24 protein-coding genes are annotated in these 23,699 nt (G+C 57.4%); 7 read left to right on the forward strand and 17 right to left on the reverse strand.

The window, feature by feature from the left end:
* The first annotated feature begins 222 nt into the window (after positions 1-222).
* Entirely contained in the window at positions 223-1,086 is an 864-nt protein-coding gene (locus ACR0I0_RS14045) for an urea carboxylase-associated family protein (protein ID WP_480491906.1), read from the forward strand.
* A 37-nt stretch (positions 1,087-1,123) separates the two neighbouring features.
* Here the strand turns inward: ACR0I0_RS14045 and deoD are convergent, their stop codons facing one another.
* From deoD to ACR0I0_RS14060, 3 genes are all read right to left on the reverse strand, one after another.
* The gene (gene deoD / locus ACR0I0_RS14050; protein ID WP_171119690.1) at positions 1,124-1,834 is read right to left on the reverse strand and encodes a purine-nucleoside phosphorylase; all 711 of its coding nucleotides are present in this window, start codon (positions 1,832-1,834) and stop codon (positions 1,124-1,126) included.
* Positions 1,835-1,851: 17 nt separating this feature from the next.
* Entirely contained in the window at positions 1,852-2,169 is a 318-nt protein-coding gene (locus ACR0I0_RS14055) for an H-NS histone family protein (RefSeq protein ID WP_171634916.1), read from the reverse strand.
* 124 nt (positions 2,170-2,293) lie between these two features.
* Positions 2,294-4,483, reverse strand: a complete 2,190-nt coding sequence (locus ACR0I0_RS14060) for a methylmalonyl-CoA mutase family protein (protein ID WP_480491908.1) — start codon at positions 4,481-4,483, stop codon at positions 2,294-2,296.
* On the opposite strand from ACR0I0_RS14060, the gene ACR0I0_RS14065 reads away from it, so the two are divergent.
* The 6 genes from ACR0I0_RS14065 (at position 4,406) to ACR0I0_RS14090 (ending at position 11,318) form a co-directional block, all read left to right on the forward strand.
* Positions 4,406-5,770, forward strand: coding sequence for a 1-acyl-sn-glycerol-3-phosphate acyltransferase (locus tag ACR0I0_RS14065; RefSeq protein WP_480491910.1), 1,365 nt, complete (start codon positions 4,406-4,408; stop codon positions 5,768-5,770). The two genes, ACR0I0_RS14060 and ACR0I0_RS14065, sit on opposite strands and share 78 nt — an antisense overlap.
* A gap of 136 nt (positions 5,771-5,906) precedes the next feature.
* Positions 5,907-7,190, forward strand: a complete 1,284-nt coding sequence (gene ccrA / locus ACR0I0_RS14070) for a crotonyl-CoA carboxylase/reductase (RefSeq protein ID WP_170346380.1) — start codon at positions 5,907-5,909, stop codon at positions 7,188-7,190.
* Positions 7,191-7,558: 368 nt separating this feature from the next.
* Positions 7,559-8,278, forward strand: a complete 720-nt coding sequence (locus tag ACR0I0_RS14075) for a helix-turn-helix transcriptional regulator (RefSeq protein ID WP_171634910.1) — start codon at positions 7,559-7,561, stop codon at positions 8,276-8,278.
* An 83-nt stretch (positions 8,279-8,361) separates the two neighbouring features.
* The gene (locus tag ACR0I0_RS14080; RefSeq protein ID WP_171171131.1) at positions 8,362-9,000 is read left to right on the forward strand and encodes an acyl-homoserine-lactone synthase; all 639 of its coding nucleotides are present in this window, start codon (positions 8,362-8,364) and stop codon (positions 8,998-9,000) included.
* A gap of 60 nt (positions 9,001-9,060) precedes the next feature.
* The gene (locus ACR0I0_RS14085) at positions 9,061-10,593 is read left to right on the forward strand and encodes an ATP-dependent DNA helicase (protein ID WP_480485759.1); all 1,533 of its coding nucleotides are present in this window, start codon (positions 9,061-9,063) and stop codon (positions 10,591-10,593) included.
* A complete protein-coding gene (locus ACR0I0_RS14090; protein WP_210093324.1) occupies positions 10,590-11,318 on the forward strand; it encodes an SDR family oxidoreductase in 729 nt (242 codons plus the stop codon). The genes ACR0I0_RS14085 and ACR0I0_RS14090 overlap by 4 nt, the downstream gene beginning before the upstream one ends.
* A 3-nt stretch (positions 11,319-11,321) precedes the next feature.
* Here the strand turns inward: ACR0I0_RS14090 and ACR0I0_RS14095 are convergent, their stop codons facing one another.
* From ACR0I0_RS14095 to trpS, 14 genes are all read right to left on the reverse strand, one after another.
* Entirely contained in the window at positions 11,322-12,089 is a 768-nt protein-coding gene (locus ACR0I0_RS14095; protein ID WP_171634903.1) for a TIGR02186 family protein, read from the reverse strand.
* 2 nt (positions 12,090-12,091) lie between these two features.
* Positions 12,092-13,012 carry a sulfite exporter TauE/SafE family protein gene (locus ACR0I0_RS14100; protein ID WP_171634900.1) on the reverse strand — a complete coding sequence of 307 codons (921 nt, stop codon included), beginning with the start codon at positions 13,010-13,012 and terminating at the stop codon, positions 12,092-12,094.
* 91 nt (positions 13,013-13,103) lie between these two features.
* Positions 13,104-14,027: a sulfite exporter TauE/SafE family protein gene (locus ACR0I0_RS14105; protein WP_171724258.1), complete on the reverse strand. Its 924-nt coding sequence runs from the start codon at positions 14,025-14,027 to the stop codon at positions 13,104-13,106.
* 90 nt (positions 14,028-14,117) lie between these two features.
* Positions 14,118-15,086 carry an ABC transporter permease gene (locus ACR0I0_RS14110; protein ID WP_171634895.1) on the reverse strand — a complete coding sequence of 323 codons (969 nt, stop codon included), beginning with the start codon at positions 15,084-15,086 and terminating at the stop codon, positions 14,118-14,120.
* On the reverse strand, positions 15,086-16,180 hold the full coding sequence (locus tag ACR0I0_RS14115; protein ID WP_171634892.1) for an ABC transporter permease: 1,095 nt from the start codon (positions 16,178-16,180) through the stop codon (positions 15,086-15,088). Before ACR0I0_RS14115 ends, ACR0I0_RS14110 begins: the two co-directional genes overlap by 1 nt.
* A gap of 1 nt (position 16,181) precedes the next feature.
* Entirely contained in the window at positions 16,182-17,711 is a 1,530-nt protein-coding gene (locus tag ACR0I0_RS14120) for an ABC transporter ATP-binding protein (protein ID WP_171634889.1), read from the reverse strand.
* A gap of 95 nt (positions 17,712-17,806) precedes the next feature.
* Positions 17,807-18,805 (reverse strand): BMP family lipoprotein, encoded by a 999-nt coding sequence (locus ACR0I0_RS14125; RefSeq protein WP_171634886.1) that lies wholly within the window; start codon positions 18,803-18,805, stop codon positions 17,807-17,809.
* A gap of 139 nt (positions 18,806-18,944) precedes the next feature.
* On the reverse strand, positions 18,945-19,379 hold the full coding sequence (locus tag ACR0I0_RS14130) for a GNAT family N-acetyltransferase (protein WP_209834646.1): 435 nt from the start codon (positions 19,377-19,379) through the stop codon (positions 18,945-18,947).
* Positions 19,376-19,966: a tRNA (adenosine(37)-N6)-threonylcarbamoyltransferase complex dimerization subunit type 1 TsaB gene (gene tsaB / locus ACR0I0_RS14135; protein WP_480491915.1), complete on the reverse strand. Its 591-nt coding sequence runs from the start codon at positions 19,964-19,966 to the stop codon at positions 19,376-19,378. The genes ACR0I0_RS14130 and tsaB overlap by 4 nt, the downstream gene beginning before the upstream one ends.
* On the reverse strand, positions 19,956-20,519 hold the full coding sequence (locus ACR0I0_RS14140; protein ID WP_152456863.1) for a NifU family protein: 564 nt from the start codon (positions 20,517-20,519) through the stop codon (positions 19,956-19,958). Before ACR0I0_RS14140 ends, tsaB begins: the two co-directional genes overlap by 11 nt.
* Before the next feature lie 69 nt (positions 20,520-20,588).
* Entirely contained in the window at positions 20,589-21,182 is a 594-nt protein-coding gene (locus ACR0I0_RS14145) for a DsbA family protein (protein ID WP_480491917.1), read from the reverse strand.
* A 9-nt stretch (positions 21,183-21,191) separates the two neighbouring features.
* Positions 21,192-21,647, reverse strand: a complete 456-nt coding sequence (locus ACR0I0_RS14150; protein WP_171634880.1) for a universal stress protein — start codon at positions 21,645-21,647, stop codon at positions 21,192-21,194.
* Positions 21,648-21,724: 77 nt separating this feature from the next.
* Positions 21,725-22,588: a branched-chain amino acid aminotransferase gene (locus tag ACR0I0_RS14155; protein WP_171363579.1), complete on the reverse strand. Its 864-nt coding sequence runs from the start codon at positions 22,586-22,588 to the stop codon at positions 21,725-21,727.
* 59 nt (positions 22,589-22,647) lie between these two features.
* Entirely contained in the window at positions 22,648-23,676 is a 1,029-nt protein-coding gene (gene trpS, locus ACR0I0_RS14160) for a tryptophan--tRNA ligase (protein ID WP_171641678.1), read from the reverse strand.
* Positions 23,677-23,699 lie beyond the last annotated feature (23 nt).

The raw sequence follows: 23,699 nt of genomic DNA on the forward strand, positions 1-23,699 counted from the left end.
TTCTGGCGGCCGGCGTGTTTGCCTATTTCCTCTGGCGCTCGCGCCATTCCGGGCTGACACGTGATTGCAGGTGGCGGCAGGACAAGAGCCACGGCATCTGGCGGTGCAGCTTCTGCGGTGCCGAAATCACTGCACTGGACCAACCTTTGCAGTGTTTGAAGGCGCGTGACCCCTGAAAGATAGGGCTTTCCGAGGGTTGAATAATGCGCCACTCTGCCCGGCATGACCGTTTCAGAAAACACTCTCCACCCGCCTGAAGATGCCGAAGCCCGTCGCGCGGTTTCCCCTGTCATCTGTTACCCGAACGAGGCATTGCCGCGACCGGATGTGACTTGGATGAAGTCCCTTCGCGAACGCGCAAGCAAAACGGGCGAAGTGCTGGTGCCGCCACGTGATGCACGTTGTTTTGACGTGCCTGCCGGCCATTTCTTTCGCATCACTTCCGTCGAGGGGCCGCAGGTTGGCGATCTGAACCTCTGGAACCGAAACGACCTGTCGGAACGCTTCTATTCCGGAAAAACCCGGGCGCTGCATGGCACGCATCTGACCACCGGAGAGCGGATGTGGTCCAGTTTTCCTCATCTGCGCCCGATGGCCACGATTATTGCGGATACGCTGGAGTGGTACGGGATCGATTCCTATGGGGGGTCGGTTCATGACGTCATCGGCACGCGATGCGATCCGTATACGGGCAACCTTTTGTCCGGTACGCAATATCATCATTGTTGCCACTCCAACCTGACCCGCGCGCTTGCGGATCACCTCAATATTCCGCTGACCGAAGCCGAACCCGCGGTGCACGACGTACTGAACGTCTTCATGTGTACCGGTTTCACCCGCGACACGGGTCAGTACTTCATGAAAGCCTCACCCGTGCGGCCCGGGGATTTTCTGGAATTCTTTGCCGAGATTGATTTGCTGGGCAACCTCAGCGCCTGTCCGGGCGGGGATTGTTCCTCGGAACATTCCTCGGACACGGCTGCATGCCACCCCTTGCTGGTCGAGGTATTCGCTCCTGCCAGTGGTGATTTGAAGGGGTGGGACAGCCCTGCGAGCAATGGTTATGATCGCTCGCACGGGCGTTAGCAAAGGCAGGCACCCGTTTCCTCGTGCCTGCCCACCATCAGCTGTTGGGGAACGCAGCCTGAAGCGCGATTTCCACCATTTCACCAAAGCTGCTTTCACGTTCTGACGATGGCAGGGCCTCTCCGGTCAACAGGTGGTCGGAAACAGTGAGAACGGCCAAGGCTCGGCATTTGTGGCGCGCCGCCAGGATATAGAGTTCGGCCGCTTCCATCTCGACCCCCAGAATGCCGTGACGCACCATCTGTTCATTGAGATCTGGACGTTCGTCATAAAAGACATCTGACGAGTAAATTCCACCAACATGGGTCGGCGTTCCCTTGGCGGCAGCCGCTGTGGCGGCAGCTTGCAGAAGCCCCCAATCGGCGCAGGGCGCAAAGTTGAGCTCTTTCATGATGCCGCGCGACGGCGTGCTCAGCGTGGTTGATGTCATGGCCAGAATAACGTCACGAATTTTGACGCTGTCCTGCATCCCCCCGCAGGATCCGATGCGGATCAGGGTTTTCGCATCGTAATCGCGGATCAACTCGTTTACATAAATGGAAAGGGACGGCATTCCCATGCCGCTTCCCTGAATTGTTACGGGGTTTCCCTTCCAGTTTCCGGTAAAGCCAAGCATTCCCCGAACGTTATTGACCTGTTTGACATCATCCAAAAACGTCTCGGCCGCCCATTTCGCCCGGTAGGGATCACCGGGCAATAGAACGGTTTCAGCTATTTCGCCTTTTTCGGCGCCAATATGAATTGTCATTTTCCAAATCGCTCAGATTAGATTTCCAGATCAGAAATATCCGCGCCTGCCGTCAGCGCGTCATGCACCCATTGAGGTTTGCGGCCGCGACCGGTCCAGGTTTGATCGGGATTCTCCGGATTACGGTATTTAGCCTTTGTTTTTGTGGGCTTAACGCTGCGCGACGTTTCTTCGGACAGTTCAGACAAAGAGAAGCCGAATTCTGCCGCAGCCTTTTCTGCAGCTTTCAAAGCCTCCTGACGCTCGCGTTTTTCTGCCCTGACCAAAGCTTTTTCAATGTCATTGCGCAAAGCCAAAAGGTCTTTGCGTGACATATTCTCTAGATTGATCCCCATCATTCTTCTCCATCAGATAATAATTACGGTGCACATGAGCGCGCACCGTAATTCCAATTATCAGCGTATTCCATCCCGAATTTTTCAGAGACGGAAACAGGAGAAAAAGTGCCTTGCAGCTAATTTACTCTGCGGCGAGGTTCCGAGGACCCGCCAGAGTAACAATATCGCCCATTATCGAATTGAGTTCGAAGTTTTTCGGGGTGTAGACCTTGGCCACACCCATGGTTTTCAGTTTTTCGGCATCTTCGTCCGGAATAATGCCGCCCACCACTACTGGGATATGAGATAACCCTGCCTGCCGCAGACGTTCCATGACGTCTTTGACCAGTGGAAGGTGGCTGCCGGACAGGATCGACAGTCCAATGACATGCGCGTCATCTTCGCGGGCGGCCGCAACGATTTCTTCGGGTGTCAGGCGAATGCCCTCATAGCTGATGTCCATACCGCAATCGCGGGCACGGAAGGCGATCTGTTCGGCACCGTTGGAATGGCCGTCCAGCCCGGGTTTGCCTACAAGGAACTTCAGACGCCGGCCCAGCTTGTCGCTGACGGCATCAACGGCGGCACGCAGGTCGTCCAGCCCTTCGGTCTTGTTCGAAACAGACCCCGAAACACCAGTTGGGCCGCGATAGGTTCCATAGACTTTGCGCATTTCTTCGGCCCATTCGCCCGTTGTCGCGCCGGCCTTTGCGGCGGCAATGGACGGTTCCATGATGTTTGCCCCGGTCTGTGCCGCTTCACGCAGCGCGGCCAGGGCAGCGGTTACGGCCGCTTCGTCCCGTTCTGCGCGCCACGTGTTCAGGCGGTCGATCTGTTCTTGTTCCACGGCAGGATCAACAACCATGATGCCACCGTCTTCGGTTTGCAGGGGTGATGCCTCGCCTTCGATCCATTTGTTCACACCAACAACAACGGTTTCGTTGCGTTCGATCCGGTTCAGGCGTTCAGCGTTGGAATCCACCAGTCGGGACTTCATGTATTCGATCGAAGCGACCGCGCCGCCCATCGAATCCAGGTTGGCCAGTTCGGCCCGCGCGCCTTCTTTCAACTCTTTCACCTTGGCATCGACAGCGGGGTTGCCATCGAATAGGTCATCGTATTCCAGGAGATCGGTTTCGTAGGCCAGGATCTGCTGCATCCGCATCGACCACTGCTGGTCCCACGGGCGCGGCAGACCCAGCGCCTCGTTCCAGGCGGGCAACTGCACCGCTCGGGCGCGGGCATTCTTCGACAGGGTAACGGCCAGCATCTCGATCAGGATGCGATAGACGTTGTTTTCGGGCTGCTGCTCGGTCAGGCCCAGAGAGTTCACCTGCACGCCATAGCGGAATCGACGGAATTTCGGATTTTCAACGCCATAGCGTTGTTGCAGGATCTCATCCCAAAGATCCACGAAGGCACGCATTTTGCACATTTCGGTGACAAAGCGGATGCCAGCATTCACAAAAAAGGAAATCCGGCCGCAGAGCGCCGGGAAATCCTCGGCAGGTACACGTGGGCGCAATTCGTCCAGCACGGCGATGGCAGTGGCTAGGGCATAGGCCAGTTCCTGCTCTGGAGTCGCGCCCGCCTCTTGCAGGTGATACGAGCACACGTTCATCGGGTTCCATTTCGGAACATTGGTATAGCAATACTCGGCCACGTCCGCGATCATCTTGAGCGACGGCTTGGGCGGGCAAACATAAGTGCCGCGGCTCAGGTATTCCTTGATCAGGTCGTTTTGAACCGTGCCCTGTAGTTTGGATACATCCGCGCCTTGCTCTTCCGCGACGGCGATATAAAGCGCCAAAAGCCATGGCGCAGTGGCGTTGATCGTCATCGATGTGTTCATCTGCTCAAGCGGAATCTGGTCGAACAGAACCCGCATGTCGCCCAGATGACAGACCGGCACACCGACCTTGCCGACTTCACCGCGGGCCAAGGTGTGGTCGCTGTCATAGCCTGTTTGCGTGGGCAGATCGAAGGCCACGGACAGGCCGGTTTGGCCTTTCGCAAGATTCCCCCGATAAAGCGCGTTCGAGGCTTTGGCCGTGGAATGACCGGCATAGGTTCGGATGAGCCAGGGGCGATCTTTCTGCGTCTGCGTCATAGCGGGGCCTCGCGTTTCAGTGGGCAATAAAATTACGTCTTCAGGTTCTAAAGCGCAATTTTCGGGACATGTCAATTCGCTGCGTTGCGGCATGTCGCAATTGTTCAGATTGTGGGCGGCTGTGATTGGTGGCAATCTGCCGCCATGACGCAAACCGTGGAACTTCCGCTTTGGCTTTTCGTGCTGATCGTGGTCTTTGCCATGGTCACTTTCGCATCGCATTTCCTGTTTCCGTCCGTCCGCTGGTTTTTCCGTCGCAGATTGGAACGCGCGGTGGCGCGCCTGAACCAGCGCCTTCAACGCCCGATCCAGCCCTTCAAGCTGGCGCGTCGGCACGACATGATCCAGCGCTTGATTTATGATCCGCAGGTCGGCCAGGCGGTTCAGCAACATGCCCGTGAAACCGGCATGCCCGAGGCCGTCGCCTCGGAGCAGGCACGTCGTTATGCCCGAGAGATCGTTCCGTCCTTTTCGGCCTTCGCCTATTTCAGCTTTGCGATCCGGTTGGCCCGCTTGCTGAGCAACACATTCTACGAGGTGCGGCTTAGCTATCAGGACGAAGAATCCGTCAGGAGCATTGACCCCGAAGCTACGGTTGTCTTTGTCATGAACCACCGGAGCAACATGGATTACGTTTTGGTCACGTATCTTGCAGCCCGACATTCTGCACTGTCTTATGCTGTCGGAGAGTGGGCCCGGGTCTGGCCGCTCAGCCGATTGATCCGGGCGATGGGGGCGTATTTTATCCGGCGCAAGTCCGGCAGCGAACTCTATCGTCAGGTTCTGTCCACCTATGTGCGCCACGCAACCGAAGCCGGCGTAACTCAAGCCATGTTTCCAGAAGGCGGGCTGAGCCTGACCGGGGCTATTGCGCGCCCCAAGCTTGGACTGCTCAAATATATTATGGATGGAACGTCGCCACAGGGGCGCGATGTGGTGTTTGTCCCGGTTGCCCTGAATTACGACCGTGTGTTGGAAGACACCATCCTGACCCGCGCAGCACTTGGGACAGAGCGACGGTTTCGCGCACGGATCGGCGTCATCACGCGCTGGATAGTGAAACAGATCTGCCGTCGTTTGATCGGCCGATACAAGCGGTTCGGTCTGGCGTCCGTCCGGTACGGCAGGCCGATCTCTCTCAGGGAATTCCGCGCTGAAGGCAGTGACGACATGATGACGGATTTGGCCCGGGCGCTGATGCAGCGTATCCAGCATGCTATTCCGCTGGTGCCGGCACCAGCGGCCTGTTTGCTGGTGCGCGACAACGGCCCGATGTCCGAAGAAGACGTGCTGTCACAAATTCGACAGATGATGGAGCGCGATGATCCGCAGACCAAGGACAATTCGCAGGCCATATCAAATGCTCTGGATCAACTGGTTGAACGCCGGATTCTGAACCGACAGGGGAATATGCTGTCCGTATCAGGTCAGCGCGGCGATCTTCTGGACTATTACGCCGCATCCGTCCCAACGGATTCAAGTTACCAGGTTTCTGCATCCGCAAAATAGCTTTCTGCAACCGCTGGGTCATAAAATTACAATATGACACCAAAAACGGTTGCAATATTACTCATCGACCAATATTCCAGTCTGTGAAGCGCGCGATTCTGCGTCGCGGCAAAGGCACTGAACAGAGGAGGCCGGCATGGCTTTGGACACCGAAAGTGGTATCGCGTCGTACGAGGCACCTGAAAAAGATCTGTATGAAATGGGTGAAATCCCACCCATGGGATATGTCCCAAAGCAAATGTACGCTTGGGCCATCCGCAAAGAACGTCATGGTGAGCCGAACACCGCCATGCAGCAGGAAGTTGTGGATGTTCCAACCTTGGACAGCAACGAAGTGCTGGTTCTGGTTATGGCCGCAGGGGTCAACTATAACGGCGTCTGGGCCGCTCTGGGGCAGCCGATCAGCCCGTTTGACGGTCACAAAGCACCCTACCATATCGCGGGTTCGGATGCGTCGGGCATCGTTTGGGCCGTTGGCGACAAGGTGAAGCGCTGGAAAGTTGGCGATGAGGTTGTGATCCACTGCAACCAGGACGACGGCGATGACGAGGAATGCAACGGCGGTGATCCGATGTATTCGCCCAGCCAGCGGATCTGGGGCTATGAAACGCCGGATGGCTCGTTCAGCCAGTTCACCCGCGTGCAGGCACAGCAGCTTATGCCGCGCCCCAAGCATCTGACATGGGAAGAAGCGGCGTGCTACACCCTGACGCTGGCAACCGCGTACCGGATGCTGTTTGGCCACGAGCCACACGATCTGAAACCGGGTCAGAATGTCCTGGTCTGGGGCGCATCCGGGGGTCTGGGGTCCTACGCAATCCAATTGATCAATACCGCAGGCGCAAATGCAATCGGTGTGATTTCAGACGAAAGCAAGCGTGATTTCGTTATGGGGCTGGGCGCCAAAGGTGTTCTGAACCGTCGCGACTTCAACTGCTGGGGTCAATTGCCCACGGTCAACACACCGGAATATGCCGAATGGTTCAAAGAGGCCCGCAAATTCGGCAAGGCGATCTGGGACATAACCGGCAAAGGCAACAATGTTGACATGGTGTTCGAACACCCGGGTGAAAGCACTTTCCCGGTATCGACCTTCGTTGTGAAAAAAGGCGGTATGGTCGTGATTTGCGCCGGAACATCGGGTTTCAACTGTACATTCGACGTGCGCTACATGTGGATGCACCAAAAGCGTTTGCAGGGCTCGCACTTTGCTCATCTGAAGCAGGCGGCAGCCGCGAACAAGCTGATGGTCGAGCGCCGCCTTGACCCCTGCATGTCCGAGGTGTTCACCTGGAATGACTTGCCCGAGGCCCACATGAAAATGCTGCGGAACGAGCACAAGCCGGGCAATATGTCCGTTCTTGTTCAGGCGCCGCGTACTGGTCTGCGTACCCTCGAGGAAGTCCTGGACGCAGGTTGATAACGCGCCAGGGTTGTAGACAAAAAACGCCCGCGAATCACTTTGCTGGTTCGCGGGTGTTTTACGTTTTTCAGGCCTCTGACAATCTTTCAAATGCTTGCAATTTTGCCCATCGCTATTTTTGGGGAGTAGAAACCGGTGAATAGGCCAAAAAAGATCATACATGTTATGGTTGTGTTAACCCTTCGTTAACTGTTTCAGAGAGACCCTGATGGCGCAAAATGAGTGGATATTGGACGTATTGTCGGACCTCAATGCTTTCGCCGTTGCGAATGGTTTGAGCGCGCTTGCAGAGCAGCTTGATGACACAAGACTGATCGCGGCTGCCGAGATTGCGTCCTTGAAGAACGAGGCACGAGCGCCCGCGAATGGCAACGAAGGTCGATTTGGGTCAAATCCTTCAGGATTTGGAAAACACCAACACGCTTGAAGAACTCAGCGCCGTAGCTGAGCGTTTGCGGGACGCGTTGAAGGTCGAGCACCTGACGTATCACTGGGTTGACGGTGCCGGAGATCAATACGGCTACACCACCTATTCAGACGCCTGGGATGAGCGCTACAGGGAAAAAAACTATCACCGTATCGACCCTGTGATCTTGGGGTGTTTCCAGCGGTTTCATCCGGTTGACTGGAAGTCGTTGGATTGGTCCGGCAAGGTGGCAAAGGCTTTCCTTCTGGATGCGCAAAACCATGGCGTTGGAAATCAGGGGTATTCCATCCCAATTCGGGGTCCAAATGGTCAGTTCGCCCTGTTCACGGTCAACCACAGTTGTGATGATCAAACCTGGAAGAACTTTATCTCGACTTACGGGCGAGATTTGATTCTTGTTGCGCATTACATAAATCGCAAGGCGCTGGAGTTTGAAAAAGACAGGCAGCCGGACTGCCCGCGCAGCTTGTCGCCAAGGGAAATCGACGCGATCACACTTTTGGCGTTGGGATACAGCCGCGCCCAAGTGGCCCATTCCCTGACGATTTCCGAGCATACGTTGCGCGTTTACATTGAAAGCGCGCGCTCAAAGCTGGGCGCACATAACACAACCCACGCAATCGCCACGGCACTCAGCCGGGGATTAATAGTGGTTTAAGAGGCGAACGGCCTCCACACGCAAAATTAACCACGACTCTGTACTCCCTTCGTTCCTGCACAGGACGACAAGGGGAACAAGTCATGCTGCGTTATCTATATGCCGATGAGTTACACAGATTTCCGACTCTGGCAGAGGGGATGTTCAAAGATCGTGCGGATCAGTTCAAGACCCGGTTGGGGTGGGATGTCCACGTCAACGAGAAGGGCGAAGAACGGGACGAATACGATGATCTCAATCCGCTTTATGTCATCTGGGAAGAGCCGGATGGCAGCCACGGAGGGTCGATGCGTGTATTGCCTACGACCGGTCGGGTGATGATCAATGAGGTTTTTGGTCATCTGAATGGCGGCAAGCCGATTTGCAGCCCCCTGATCTGGGAGGTCACCCGGTTCTGCCTGTCCCGAACAGCCAGCCCGCATACTGCCGGCGCCATCATGTTGAGCGGCGGTGAAATGATGGAAGGTTTCGGCCTGACGCATATTGCCGGTGTATTCGATGCCCGGATGATCAGAATCTATCGCCTGATCGGGTCATCGCCCGAGGTTCTGGGAACCCAGGGCAGCGGGCGCGATCAGATTTCAGTCGGATTGTGGCCCTATTCCGCGGATGACTGCAACCGTGTGGCAGAGCGTGCGGGCATCCCGCGCGACCTGTCTCGGATGTGGTTCAAGGCCGCATTCGGGCCGAAGAGACAGCACCGGTTCGCCCTGTCCGCTTAAGTGTCGGAAAACGCCAATCCACATCTGGTGATGGCTGGCGCGGCCCTGTAGGGTCGCGCCATGTCCTTGCCGAATGTAACGTTCTCAGATGATCAGGCCGCCGCGTATGACAGCATCGCCGAGATGCTGCGGGCAGCAGGTGTTGATCTGGAAGATGATGCCCTTCTGAAACTGCCGGGCGCAGGAAAATCCGGTGTGATGGCCGTGATCGGCAAAGCCGGCTCGGGCAAAACACTGCTGTTGGCCGAGCTGTACAAGGCACTGGCAGAGACGGGTGTTCAGATCGTGTCCGGCGATTATGAAAGCCGCAAATCGAAAGACAAGCGCAGCCTTGCCATCCTGGCCCCGACGAACAAGGCTGCAAGCGTTCTGCGATTGCGCGGCGTGCCTGCGACCACGATTCACCGAATATTGTACACGCCGGTTTATGATCCGGAATACGAGCGTATTGCGGAATGGCTGGCCGGCAATGACGAACGCCCCGATATCGAAGGTTTGACGGATGAAGCCTTGGATCGCGCGGCTGCTTTCTATCAAAATAACAAATCGATCCCCGGGGCCCTGGCCGCTGCCGGTTTGCGAGGGTCGGATTTCATCACAGGGTGGAAGCGCCGTGACGAACCACTGGATATCGGGTTTGTCGATGAAGCGTCGATGCTGGATGACCGTCAGTTCGATGATCTCAAAGAGATTTTCCCGACCCTTCTGTTGTTCGGCGACCCGGCTCAGCTGGCACCGGTAAACCAGTCCGGCAGCATGGTTTTCGAGGCATTGCCCGAACCCAGGAAGCTGACACTCCAGCGGGTGCACCGCCAGGATGCGGACAATCCAATTCTGGATCTTGCGCATGCGCTGGCTGACCCGGCAATGGGCTTTGAGGATTTCGAGCGACTGATCGAAGAAACAGCCCGTAGGGATGACCGAGTTGTCTGGGGCCAGCGGGTTGAGGTCGATCTGATGGCCCGAAGCCCGGTTCTCGTCTGGCGCAACGCCACGCGCATTCGTTTGATACAGGCCTTCCGGCAAGTTCACGGCGCACCGGATACAGAATTGCTGGCAGGTGAACCGCTCATTTGTGATGGGATCGAATTGCCCCTGAAACATCGCAAGAAACGGCTGGACCTTGAGGCGCGTGGGCTGATCAAAGGAGCTCAGGTGGTATATCTGGGGCCGGGACGAAAGCCGGGGTTCTCGCGTCTTCACGTGATGGGGGCCGAAGACCCTCAGGTCAGTGCCGCCTCGATCGTTCAGATCGAAAAACCGGACGAGGAAGAGCCTTTTATTCCCTACGCTGCCCGCATGGGGGCGACCTTTTTGCACGGAGCGGCCGTGACGATCCACAAGGCGCAGGGGTCACAATGGGATACGGTTCAGGTGTTCGCTCCGGACCTCTATGCCGCCGCTCGTATGGGCCGGACCGAGGCCGGACAGCCATTGTGGAAGCGTCTGGCATATGTCGCGATCACGCGCGCGCAAGAGCGGTTGATCTGGGTGGTGCGAAATCGCCTGTCAAAGCCCACGCACCCCCTGCGTGTGGATGACTTGAGGGCGATTCCGGCGGCGTCGCTGACATTGGAGGCGGAAGAGACATGAAATCCATCATCGTAACGGGTGCCAGTTCAGGTATTGGCCGGGCAACGGCCCTGCTGTTCTTGTCTCAAGGGTGGACGGTCGGGCTGTTGGCGCGCAGCAAAGACAAACTGGATGCTCTGGCAAAAGAGCATCAGGCAGCCATCGTCCTGCCTGCGGATGTGACCGACCCGAATGCGGTTGGACGGGCTTTTCGGTCTTTTACAGACCGCACCGGGCGGCTGGATGTTCTGTTCAACAACGCCGGGATCTTTGCGCCGGGCGGCACGATCGACGAGATCGCTCTGGACGATTGGTACCAAAGCGTCAACGTGAACCTGAACGGCATGTTCCTCTCCGCGCGTGAAGCTTTCAAAATCATGCGTCACCAAAATCCACAGGGCGGCCGGATCATAAACAACGGCTCGATAGCGGCACATGTTCCGCGCCCGAATTCGGTACACTATTCGGCCACAAAGCACGCCATTACAGGGCTGACGCGCAGCCTTTCGTTGGATGGGCGTCGCTTTGGAATCGCCTGCGGGCAGATTGATATCGGAAACGCGCGTACACAGATGGTTCAGGGCCTTGTTAACGCGGCGCAAGCCGCTGGCGAGACACCGGACCCGACGATGGCCGTGGAAGACGCCGCGCGTTCGGTTCTGCACATGGCAAGCCTGCCGCCTGAGGCCAACGTGCAGTTCATGACCGTCATGGCCACAACCATGCCCTATATCGGCCGAGGATGACGGTTACTTTTCTCGCAACAGCCGGAAGGCTGTCGAGGCGCCCCAGCCTGCCGCGATCGCTATAACCAGCGACATCAGACCGTACCAGACGGGTTGCTGGCGGGACATATTGTACAAAAAACGCTCTAGGCCAACTTTCCGAACATCAATGATCGTTTCATATTGCGAGACGACCTCTCCGCCACGGGTCAGGAAAATCCGGGCGGTATAATCGCCTTCGGTCAGGTCGGCGGGCATATCGATCGAGGTGCGGAACAGGGTCTGTTCATCCACTGCCACGGTATTTTCGCGGATCGAATACAGGTGTTCGTGTTCTCGAATTCTTATTACGGCGTCTGCAAAATCCTGTGCGCCCCGGATATGCATCGCGGCACCGACCGAGCGGATCGCGCGTTCGATCGAAATCCGGTAGCGCAGGTCTTCGGTGTCGGACAGGATGTCGTCAAAGGGTCCGCTGGTTGCGACGGCGTAAAAGCTGGGTGCAAGATCGACAAGAACACTGTCGGTGTTCACCCAGATCCCAAGCTTGCGTTCCTTGCGTCGCACGGTGACAGGCTCGGACGGACCAGCAACCGCGACGATGACTTCGACCGGAGGGCCTGAAGGGATTGGGGTTTCCCGCTTGATTGCCCCAAATATCAGAAGTTCCGATCCGTCGAATGTCGCGGTGATGGCAACCCGGTCCTGGCTGAGACCAAGGACAACCTGCTCTTCCGCCGCCAAAGCGGGCATGCAGAACAAGCACAGGGCGGCAATAAACGAACGCAACATCCTCAGTGCCCTCCACCGCTGCCAAGCGAGTAGAGCTCGGCAGGTTCAATAAGCAGATCAAGTGCCAGCTTGCCACATACGGCCAGTACCAGAGCGGCAAGCAGCACGCGCAATTGTTCCGCCGGCATCCGGGCTCCGATCACGGTTCCGATCTGGGCGCCAATGACGCCGCCCACCAGCAACAAGACCGCCAGAACAACATCAACCGTATAGTTGGTGGTGGCGTGCAGCATCGTGGTGAAGGCTGTCACAAAGATGATCTGGAACAGCGACGTGCCGACAACGACCTTGGTCGGCATACCCAGCAAATAGATCATGGCAGGAACCATGATGAAGCCGCCGCCAACGCCCATGATCGCGGACAAAACCCCAACGCACAGACCGACCAAAGCTGGCGGGATGACCGAGATATACAGGCCCGAGGTGCGGAAACGCATTTTGAAGGGCATGGCATGGACCCAGCCCCGCTGCCGACGCTTGGCAGGGGCCGCGCCGCCTTTCTTGGCTTTACGCAGGGCCCTCAGGCTTTCGACAAACATCAGGCTGCCGATGACGCCAAGAAAAACAACGTAACAGAGTGTCACCAGAAGATCGACCTGACCCAGGCTTTTGAGATAGTTGAAGACAACCACGCCCAGAGCGGCCCCAACAAGCCCGCCAACCAGCAATACCGTTCCCATCTTGAGGTCCACGGTCTTTCGTCGGAAATGTGCCAGAACTCCGGAAAAGGATGATGCGACGATCTGATTGGCTTCGGTAGCAACAGCCACCGCCGGCGGAATACCGATGAAGAACAGCAGCGGGGTCATCAAAAAGCCGCCACCGACACCGAACATGCCGGACAGGATGCCGACCATACCGCCCAACCCCAACAAGAGGAAAGCGTTTACTGAGACTTCGGCGATGGGCAGGTAAATGTGCATGGTACCGTTACTTTGCGTATGGCCGTGGCTTGCCTGTTATGGGTTGAGATTTCAAGGGTGGTAATTGTCGTGTGCCGTGGGTCAAACAACATCAAACTCCCCCGGGTTCCGCCAAAGAAAAGATCTCTTCTGGCGGTAGAAAAAGGTCAAACCCGATTTTACCGGCGACGCCCATGACAAGAAGCGCCAAAAGGATACGCAATTGTTCGGCTTTCAGACGTGCACCAATCTGCGTTCCCAATTGCGCACCCAAAACACCGCCCAGCAACAGGAACAGGGCGAGGACAACATCGACACTGTAGTTGGTCGACGCATGTATCATCGTTGTGAACCCGGCAACGAAAATGATCTGGAACAGGGATGTCCCGATAACCACCTTTGTCGGGATGCCAAGGACATAGATCATTGCGGGAACCATGATGAACCCACCGCCGACTCCCATGATCGCCGACAGAACACCAACGCCGAAACCGACCAGCGCCGGAGGTATGACAGAGATGTAAAGTCCAGACGCCGGGAACCGCTTCTTGAACGGCAGGGCGTGAACCCAGGTTCGCTGACGTCGCTTGGGGGCAGGACCATTGCCTGACTGGCTGGCCTTTCGGATGGCCGCAAGGCTTTCGATAAACATCAGGGTTCCGATGGCGCCCAAAAACACGACATAGCAAAGCTGTACCGCCAGATCGACCTGCCCGAGATGCTTCAGGAAATTGAAAACCACCATTCCAAGGGCCGCACCAAACAGCCCTCCGGCCAGCAGAACGCTTCCCATTTTCAGGTCCACGGTCTTGCGTCTGAGATGGGCCAGCAAGCCCGAAATAGACGAGGCAACAACCTGATTTGCTGATGTGGCCACAGCAATCGCCGGGGGTATGCCGATAATGAACAGCAACGGGGTGATCAAAAACCCGCCTCCAACCCCGAACATGCCGGACAGAATGCCGACAGCCCCACCGATCCCCAAAAGCAGGAATGGGCTGACAGAAACTTCTGCTATGGGAAGGTATACGTGCATACCCTCTTAGAACGGTTGCGGCATGCAAAATCAACTCTGCATGCCGCTCCGCAGCGAACAGGACTGAAACTCAGTTCGGAACTGGCCTTATCAGCGCTCTTTGACGTAGGGTTCTCCGCCCGCTCGAGGTGGGATGGCTTTGCCGACGAACCCGGCAAGAATCACCACCGTCAGGATATAGGGCAGGGCGTCCATCACCTGCACGGGAATCACGACGCCACCCAGGTCGATATTTTGGAACCGCAGCGCGATCGCTTGCAGCAGACCGAACAGCAAGCAGGCCCACATGGCATGCCACGGGCGCCACTTGGCAAAGATCAGAGCGGCCAAGGCGATAAAGCCACGACCAGCGGTCATTTCCTTGACAAATCCTGCCTGCAAGGCCGTAGCCAGATAGGCGCCTGCAATACCGCACAGCACACCACAGATGGCGACGGCGGCGAACCGCAGGCCAACCACCGAGACACCGGCGGTGTCCACTGCGGCAGGGTTCTCACCCACCGCCCGCAGGCGCAGACCGAACCGAGTGCGATACAGAATCCACCAGGTGGCCGGAACCATCAGGAACGCGACATAAACCAGGATCGAGTGGCCCGAGAGCAATTCGGAATAGATGGGACCAATAATCGGCACACCGCTGAGGGACTCGGCGAATGGGAAGTTGATCGGTTCGAACCGGCCCCCGCCAAACAGGGAGGGTGTCCGCCCACCTTGCTGAAACCAGCTTTGCGCGACCAGGACAGTCAGGCCCGAGGCCAGAAAGTTGATGGCCACGCCCGATATCAATTGGTTGCCCCGAAATGTGATCGACGCCAGCCCGTGCAGGCCCGACAGCAACAATGAGGATGCGATACCGGCCAGCAGGCCCAGCCACACGGACCCTGTGACAGCTGCGATTGCAGCCGAAAAGAACGCTGACATCAACATTTTGCCTTCGAGACCGATGTCGAAAATCCCGGCCCGTTCCGAAAACAGACCGGCCAGACAGGCAAGCAGCAGTGGCGTGGACAGGCGAATGGTCGAATCCAGAACCTGAATGAGGGTTACGAAAAATTCCATCACTCAGCCCTCTTCCGCATACCCAGGAACAGCTTTTCAAGCGGCATGCGCACCATATTGTCCAATGCGCCGGTGAACAGGATGACCAATGCCTGAATGACCACGATCAGTTCCCGCGGAATCGAAGCCCACAGCGCCAGCTCGGCGCCGCCCTGATACAGAAATCCGAACAAGAGCGCGGCCAGAAACACGCCGAACGGATGTGAACGCCCCATCAGAGCCACGGCGATGCCAATGAAGCCCGCGCCCTCGGTCGAGTTCATAACAAGTCGCTCGGCTTCGCCCATGACGTTATTGATGGCCATCAGCCCCGCCAGTCCGCCGGAAATCAGCATCGCGACAATCGTGATGCGCACAGGTGAAATACCGGCATAGACAGCGCCAGTCTCGGAATGGCCGTAAGCCCGGATTTCATAACCCAGACGCGTGCGCCAGATCAGTGCCCAGACAACGACGCAGGCAAGCAATGCGATGAAAAAGGTGATGTTCGCCGGGGCGCCGCGGAAAACAACGTTCTCTGCGGTCGAGAACATTTCCTGGAAAGAGGGCAGATGCACGCTTTCAGAGAACCGCGCGGTGGCCGGGTCCTGCGACCCTTGGGGGCGCATGACATTGACCAGCATGTAATTCAGGAAAGCAGCGGCGATGAAGTTGAACATGATCGTGGTGATCACGATATGGCTGCCGCGCTTTGCCTGAAGATAGGCCGGAATGGCTGCCCAGAGCGCGCCGAACAGCATCGATGCCGCACAGGCGGCAAGCAAGGCAATGCTCCAATGCGGCCAGTCGACATAAAGACAGACCATGGCCACGCCCAGCCCGCCCAGCATCGCCTGACCTTCGCCCCCGATGTTGAACATACGGGCATGGAAGGCGACGGCCACCGCAAGACCGGTAAACATGAAGTTTGTCGCGTAATAGAGCGTATAGCCCCAACCATAGGTCGACCCCAGCGCACCAGTGACCATCAGTTTGACGGCTTCGACAGGGTTTTCGCCGATGGCGAGGATGACCAGCGCCGAAAGGATTGCGGCCAGTATCAGACTGATCAGCGGGATCAGAACGACATCGGCCCATTTAGGCATTTTTTCCATGTTACGCGGCCTCTCCCGCAACACCGGCCATCAGAAGGCCCAGTTCTTTTTCATCTGTCTCATGGGGCAGGCGTTCTCCCATGATATGTCCGTCAAACATCACCGCGATCCGGTCCGAGAGCGAGAAGATTTCTTCCAGTTCGACCGATACCAGCAGGATTGCCTTGCCCTGATCACGCAGCGCGACAATCTGTTTGTGAATGAACTCGATGGCGCCGATGTCCACGCCCCGCGTGGGTTGCCCGACCAGCAACAGGTCGGGGTTGCGTTCAATCTCGCGGGCGACAACGATTTTCTGCTGGTTGCCGCCCGAGAAACTCTTGGCTGCCAACCAGGGATTGGGCGGGCGGACGTCGAATTTCTCGATCTTGGCTTCGGTATCGGCGCGCAACGCCGCGTTGTCCATGAATATACCGCGTTTATAGGCCGGGTCGCGGTGATACCCGAAGGCCACGTTTTCCCAGGCGTGGAAGTCCATGATCAGGCCTTCGCGCTGCCGGTCTTCGGGCACGTGGGCAATGTGTTGCGCGCGGCGGGCCTGACCATCTGATCCGGCCCCACTCAGTGCCAGCGGTTCGCCGTTCAGCTTGATCGTACCCTGTCCGGGGCGCATTCCACCAAGAACTTCCAGCAGTTCGGATTGACCATTGCCCGCCACGCCGGCGATGCCGACGATCTCACCTGCGCGCACGGTCAGGTCGATGTTTTTGACCCGTTCAACGCCCGCCGAATCAAAAACGCTGAGATTTTCGATCTCGAGAATGGGTTTGCCGGGCGTCGCGGGCACTTTGTCGACTTGCAGCAGAACCTTGCGGCCGACCATCAGTTCGGCCAACTCCTCGGGGCTGGTCTCGGATGTTTTGACCGTGGCCGTCATTTGCCCGCGCCGCATAACCGACACCGTGTCGGTGTTTTCCATGATCTCGCGCAGTTTGTGCGTGATCACGATGACTGTTTTGCCCTCGGACCGCAGTCGGTCGAGAATGCGGAACAGCTGATCGGCTTCGGCTGGGGTCAACACGCCGGTCGGCTCGTCCAGAATCAGAATTTCGGCCTTGCGGTACAGTGCCTTCAGGATCTCGACCCGCTGCTGCATCCCCACGCCGATCTCGTCGATGCGCTTGTCGGGATCGACGAACAGTTCGTATTCTTCCTCGAGCTCTTTCAGCTCTTTGCGGGCTTTTGCCAGTGATGGCGCCAGCAACCCGCCATCCTCGGCGCCCAGTACGATGTTTTCCAGAACTGTGAAATTTTCCACCAGCTTGAAATGCTGGAACACCATCCCGATGCCCGAGGCGATGGCCGCCTGGCTGTCCGGGATGTCGGTCTTTGTCCCATTGATCCAGATCTCACCTTTGTCGGCTTTATAAAAGCCGAAGAGAATGCTCATCAACGTGGATTTGCCCGCGCCGTTTTCACCGATGATCCCATGGATCGTACCGGGTGCAACGCTGATCGAGATGTCTTTGTTGGCCTGAACTGGCCCAAAGGCCTTGGATATCCCTTTGAGCTCAATGGCTGGGACGGTCATGTCTTGCCCTCAACTGCCGAGAAACCCATCCAGCTGTCCGCTCGGATGGCGAAGTGGGTGGCGAGGCGGAAGGCACTCTCCCGCCCCGCGCGTAATCAGAACTGCAGTGCCGGGCAGCTGTCGTTCTCGTAATAGCTTACAACATTGATGTCGCCGTTGATGATCGCCTTGCGGGCTTCGTCGACGGCGTCGCTCATGCGAACCGAAACAAGCTCTTTGTTGTTTTCATCCATGGCAACGCCAACCCCATCTTCGGCCAGACCCATGGTGAAAACGCCGGTTTCGACGTTTTCGCCTGCTTTCATCGCTTCATAAACAGCGACGTCCACACGCTTCAGCATCGAAGTCAGCACTTTGCCTGGGTGCAGGTGATTCTGGTTGCTGTCCACACCAATCGACAGGATGTCTTCGTCAGCTGCAGTTTGCAGAACGCCTACGCCGGTTCCGCCGGCAGCAGCGTAAATCACATCAGCGCCCTGGCTGATCTGTGCTTTTGTAAGCTCCGAACCTTTTACCGGATCGTTCCAGGCAGCAGGCGTTGTTCCTGTCATGTTGGCAACAACATTGATGTCTGGGTTCACGGCCTTCGCGCCCTGGGCATAGCCGCATCCGAAATGGCGAATCAACGGGATGTCCATGCCTCCGATGAAACCAACGGTGCCGGATTTCGACGCCATGGCGGCCATCATGCCGACGAGGTAGGACCCTTCGTGCTCGGCAAAGCCAATCTGGCGGATGTTTGGAGCGTCCAGCCAAGTCACGTCAACAGCGACGAATTTGGTGTCGGGGTAGTCACTTGCAACAGCGGCCAGGGCGTCAGCGATTCCGAACCCCATGGTGATGATCGGATTTGCACCGGATTCCGCAAAACGGCGCAGGGCCTGTTCGCGCTGCGGTTCTGCCTGAATTTCGATTTCCAGATACTTGCCGCCGGTTTCATTCGCCCAGCGCTGCGCGCCGTTATAGGCGGCCTCGTTGAAGGACTTGTCGAACTTGCCGCCCAAGTCAAAGATCACGGCCGGCTCGGCCAGAACCGCTCCGGCTGACATTGCGACCGCAGCGGCAGCACCCATCAAGGATTTCATCAGGGTCATTTCAGTCTCCCAATATTATTTTGTTGGCACAGGGTCAGATTAGCCCCGTTCACCCACTTTTAGCGAGCATAACTGTTGTGATGGCGGGTATTAAGGGGGTTTGCAACCACCATGGTCAAATGAATTCTGACCAAATGGTCTAAAAAACGGGCGATTGCCGTTGGGGCAGGCGGCATTCCATTACAAGAGCATCAATTTTTTGGCCCGTTTCGCGTGCATAGTACGCCTTGCGCAGCCCGCACTGCCGATATCCGCATCGATTGTACAGGGAGATGGCCGCAATGTTGTCGGCCGCGACATCCAGAAAGGCACGGGTTGCCAGCAAATCGATCGCCTGATCATGCCATTCCTGCATGAGTCGAAGTGCCAGGCCCTGCCTTTGAAACGAAGGGTGGGTCGCAATTGTCAGCAACTCGGCTTCGCCCGCAATCACCTGAAACAGTGCAAAGCACCGGGAATCTCCGACGGCATAAGTAAAGCGGTTTTTAAGAAGGGCGGCGAATTCGTCTTCTGTCCAGCCGCGCGATTGCGAAAACGCTGCGGCATGGGTCGATGCCATCTCGTGCGGTGTCATTCGTTCAGCAGGACAGGGGGTGTATCGCGGGACGGAGCCGCATCGGCGGGCCTTACGTACAAAGGTGCAGGCGGCAAGCAGGTGCGATCCCAGCGCCGCGCGGCCAGCCGGGCGATGGCTTGTGCCAGCAAGGCAGGGTCAGAGCAGGAATACAACTGCCCGCCAAGTTCCGCTTCGGCCCGAGGCAAGAGACACGGATCGGCACCGGGCATTTTCACATAAACATGGTCGCGCGGGGCAGGGATCGCCGGTATCTGCCCGTCTTCCGCCAGCTCACCCAAGGCATCGAAGCCGGAAACTCCGACCGCAGGGATTTCAAGCCCAAGTGCAAGACCGCGCGCGGCCGAGACCGAAATACGGATGCCGGTGAAGTTACCGGGCCCTATCCCAACGCCGATCGCGTCCAAACCGGCCCAATCACATCCGGTTTCCGCCAGCACGTCTTCCAACAGCGGAAACAATCGTTCGGCCTGTCCGCGTGACATTGCTTCGGCACGAGACGTCACGATTTCGCCATCACGCAACAAAGCGGCCGCGCAATGCGCGGCCGATGTGTCAAACGCCAGAATCGTCGGGTTAGACGGCAACAGGGCGAACCTCGGTCACTTCCGGAATGTAATGGCGCAGAAGGTTTTCGATACCCATCTTCAGGGTCAATGTCGAAGACGGGCAACCCGCGCAGGCCCCCTGCATGTGCAGATAGACCACGCCGCGATCAAACCCGTGGAACGTGATATCACCCCCATCCTGAGCCACGGCAGGACGCACACGGCTGTCCAGCAAGTCCTTGATCTGGTTGACGATATCAGCGTCCTCACCAGAGTGCTCGGCATGGCCCGAGGCCCCGGCGGAATCTGCGCCCATAACAGGCTGGCCGGATTGATAATGCTCCATCACCGCGCCAAGAATGGCCGGTTTGATGTGGTCCCACTGTACGTCGTCCGATTTGGTAACGGTGACAAAATCGTTGCCAAAAAACACGCCAGTCACACCGTTGACCGCAAATATGCGTTTGGCCAGAGGCGATTTTTCGCCCGCTTCCGCAGTTGGGAAATCCGCTGTTCCCGCTTCCAGCACCGTTTGGCCGGGCAGGAATTTCAACGTGGCCGGATTGGGGGTGGATTCGGTCTGGATGAACATGAGGGCGCTCCGTCTGATGTGCTTCTGATATGCGCGCAGGCGCACGGGAAGTCAAGATTTGGAACGATTCTAAATTGTGGAAGAGTATTCTAATGCGTCATCCAGACGGTCATCGCCCCAGAACAACTCTTCCCCGGCCAGAAAACTTGGTGCACCAAACAGACCAAGCGCCTTGGCGCGGGCAGATTGTTCAAACAGGGCCTGTTTTATGTCCGTGTCCCCTGCGCGGTTCATCACGCTGCTGTGCACCCCTGCTTCGTCGAGGCAGGAGGCCAGAACGCTGTCCTCGGAGATATTCTGCCCGGCGCCGAATTCGGCGCTGAAGACGGCCCGAACAAACGCCGCCCGTTCCCGATGATCCTCGATGGCCAGAACCAGACGCGCTGCCCTGAGCGAATTCTGCGGAAAAGGATCGGGCTTTGCAAAAGGAAGCCCGCGCGCGTTGCACAGACGTTCCATATCGCGCCACATGTACCGGCCTTTGGCCGGATACAGGTTGAAAGGTGAGGTGCGCCATCCCTGTTCCGCGAAAATCGGACCCAACAGGAACGAGTGCCATTCAATGGCGACGCCTTTGTCTTGCGCGGCCGCTTCGATCCGCATCGCGCTGAGGTAGGAATAGGTCGAGGCGAATTCGAACCAGAACTGTATCGTCTTCGCCATCGCCGCTCCTCAGGTTATTTCTTCCAGTTTCTCTTTGCTCAGATTACCTGGAACGATCGTGATCGGAATCGGCAGGCTACCCGAGTTCTTTGTCAGTTGAGTCACCAACGGACCGGGACCTTTCTTGTCGGTCCCCGCCCCAAGAACAAGAACACCAATCTCGGGATCGGACTGAACATGTTCGATGATCTCTGGCACGGGATCGCCTTCGCGAATGGCCAGTTCAGGTTCCACGTTCTGTTTGTCCCGCATCCATTTGGCAAACACTTCGAAATGCGCGTGGATACGTTCGCGGGCTTCTTCACGCATGGTTTCGGCCACACCGATCCAGTGATTGAACTCGTCAGGCGGGATGACGGAAAGGACCGTCACACCACCTCCGGTATGGGCAGCCCGCATTGCGGCAAACCGCATCGCGTTCAGGCATTCGCGGCTGTCATCCAGAACGACTAGGAACTTACGCATGGGTATCCTCTTTAGGTTTCCGGGATCATGCCCGACCGATCGCGCGCTGGCAACTCGGGCAAGCCTGGGGCATTGCGCTAGCGTTCGCTTGCAGCCCAATCCCAATAGAGCGCGCGGGCACGGCGAGCAATAGGACCCACCTGAAATTGCGTATCCTCCAGCGCAGTTACCGGTGTGACCTTGCTCATGTTTCCGGACATGAAGACCTCGTCGGCCTCGTGGAAATCCTCGAAGCTCAGAACCGTTTCGTGGACCTTCACACCATCCGCGCGCAGGTTTTTGATATGCCGGGCCCGGGTAATGCCGGCCAGGAAAGTTCCGTTCGGGATCGGTGTAAAGACTTCGCCATCCTTCACCATAAAGATGTTGGCCGTCGCCGTTTCCGCTACATGCCCCATCGCATCGGCCACCAAAGCGTTGGAAAAGCCTTTCGAGCGTGCCTCTTGCAGCATGCGGGCGTTGTTGGGGTAAAGGCACCCCGCTTTGGCATTTACGACCGCGCTTTCCAGAACCGGGCGGCGGAAGCGCGTGGTCGACAGAGTGGCCGACGCGGTTTCGGGGGCCATTGGGATTTCTTCCAGGCAGATGGCAAAACCGGTGCTGTTTTCCTGCGGGACTATTGCCGTGCTGTCACCGTCGATTCCCCAGTACATCGGACGAATGTAAACGGCTGTGTCCGGGCTGTAGGCCTGCAACCCTTCGCGTACCAACTCGACCATCTGTTCGGTCGTCATGGTCGGCGTCAGCATCAAGGCTTCGGCTGACCGGTTCACCCGTGCGCAATGGGCCTCCAGATCCGGGGCCACCCCGTCAAAATACCGCGCGCCATCAAAGACCGAAGATCCCAGCCAGGCGCCATGATCCGCCGCGCGCATGATGGGTGCGTCCCCCTCATGCCATTGGCCTTGAAAATAGGTCCGGATGTTCGTGCCGGTTGCCATGACGCCCTCCTTTGATTCAGGCAAACCCTAGGAGGGCGTCAGGCGAAGGTCCAGTGCAATCAGCGTGATGCGGCGCCGACCATGCCAACGATTTCGTAGGTCTTTTGCAGGATCGGAGCAGCGATTTCACGTGCGCGCTCGGCACCGCGGGCGAGAATCCGGTCAATCTCGGCCTGATCCCCCATCAGACGTGACATTTCGGTCGAGATCGGAGCCAGTTTCGCCACTGCCAGATCGGCCAGCATCGGTTTGAACTCACCGAACTGCTTGCCGCCTACTTCGGACAGAACCTGTTCGATGGTTTGATCGTTCAGGGCCGCGTAAATATTGACCAGGTTACGCGCCTCGGGGCGGTCCTCGAGCCCTTCGGCTTCTGACGGCAGAGCATCGGGGTCGGTCTTGGCTTTGCGGATTTTCTTGGCAATCGCTTCGGCGTCATCCGTCAGGTTGATCCGGCTCATGTCAGAAGGGTCGGATTTCGACATCTTCTTGGATCCGTCCCTCAGGCTCATGACACGTGTGGCCGCACCTTCGATCACTGGCTCGGTGACGGGGAAGAAATCGACGCCGAAATCGTTGTTGAACTTGATGGCGATGTCGCGGGTCAGCTCAAGATGCTGTTTCTGGTCTTCGCCGACCGGTACGTGGGTTGCGTGGTAGATTAGAATGTCCGCAGCCATCAGAGCAGGATAGGCAAACAAGCCAAGCGAAGCGTTCTGCTGGTTCTTGCCGGCCTTGTCCTTCCATTGGGTCATGCGCTGCATCCAACCCATACGAGCAACACAGTTAAATATCCAAGCCAGTTGCGCGTGTTCCGGCACTTGGCTTTGATTAAACAAAATCGATTTTTCGGGGTTTAGTCCAGAAGCGATGTAACCGGCACAAAGCTCCCGCGTTGCATGCTGTAACTCGATTGGATCTTGCCAGACCGTGATTGCATGAAGATCGACCATGCAATAGATGGTTTCAAATTCCTCGCTTTGCATTCTCACCCAGTTCCGAAGCGCACCGAGATAATTGCCGAGGTGCAGGTTACCCGAAGGCTGTGCGCCGGAAAACACGCGGGGCGTGAACTGAGTCTCGGTCATCAAAGGGAACTCCTGTCTGGAAA

The sequence above is a fragment of the Ruegeria sp. AG6 genome, from assembly GCF_056541565.1.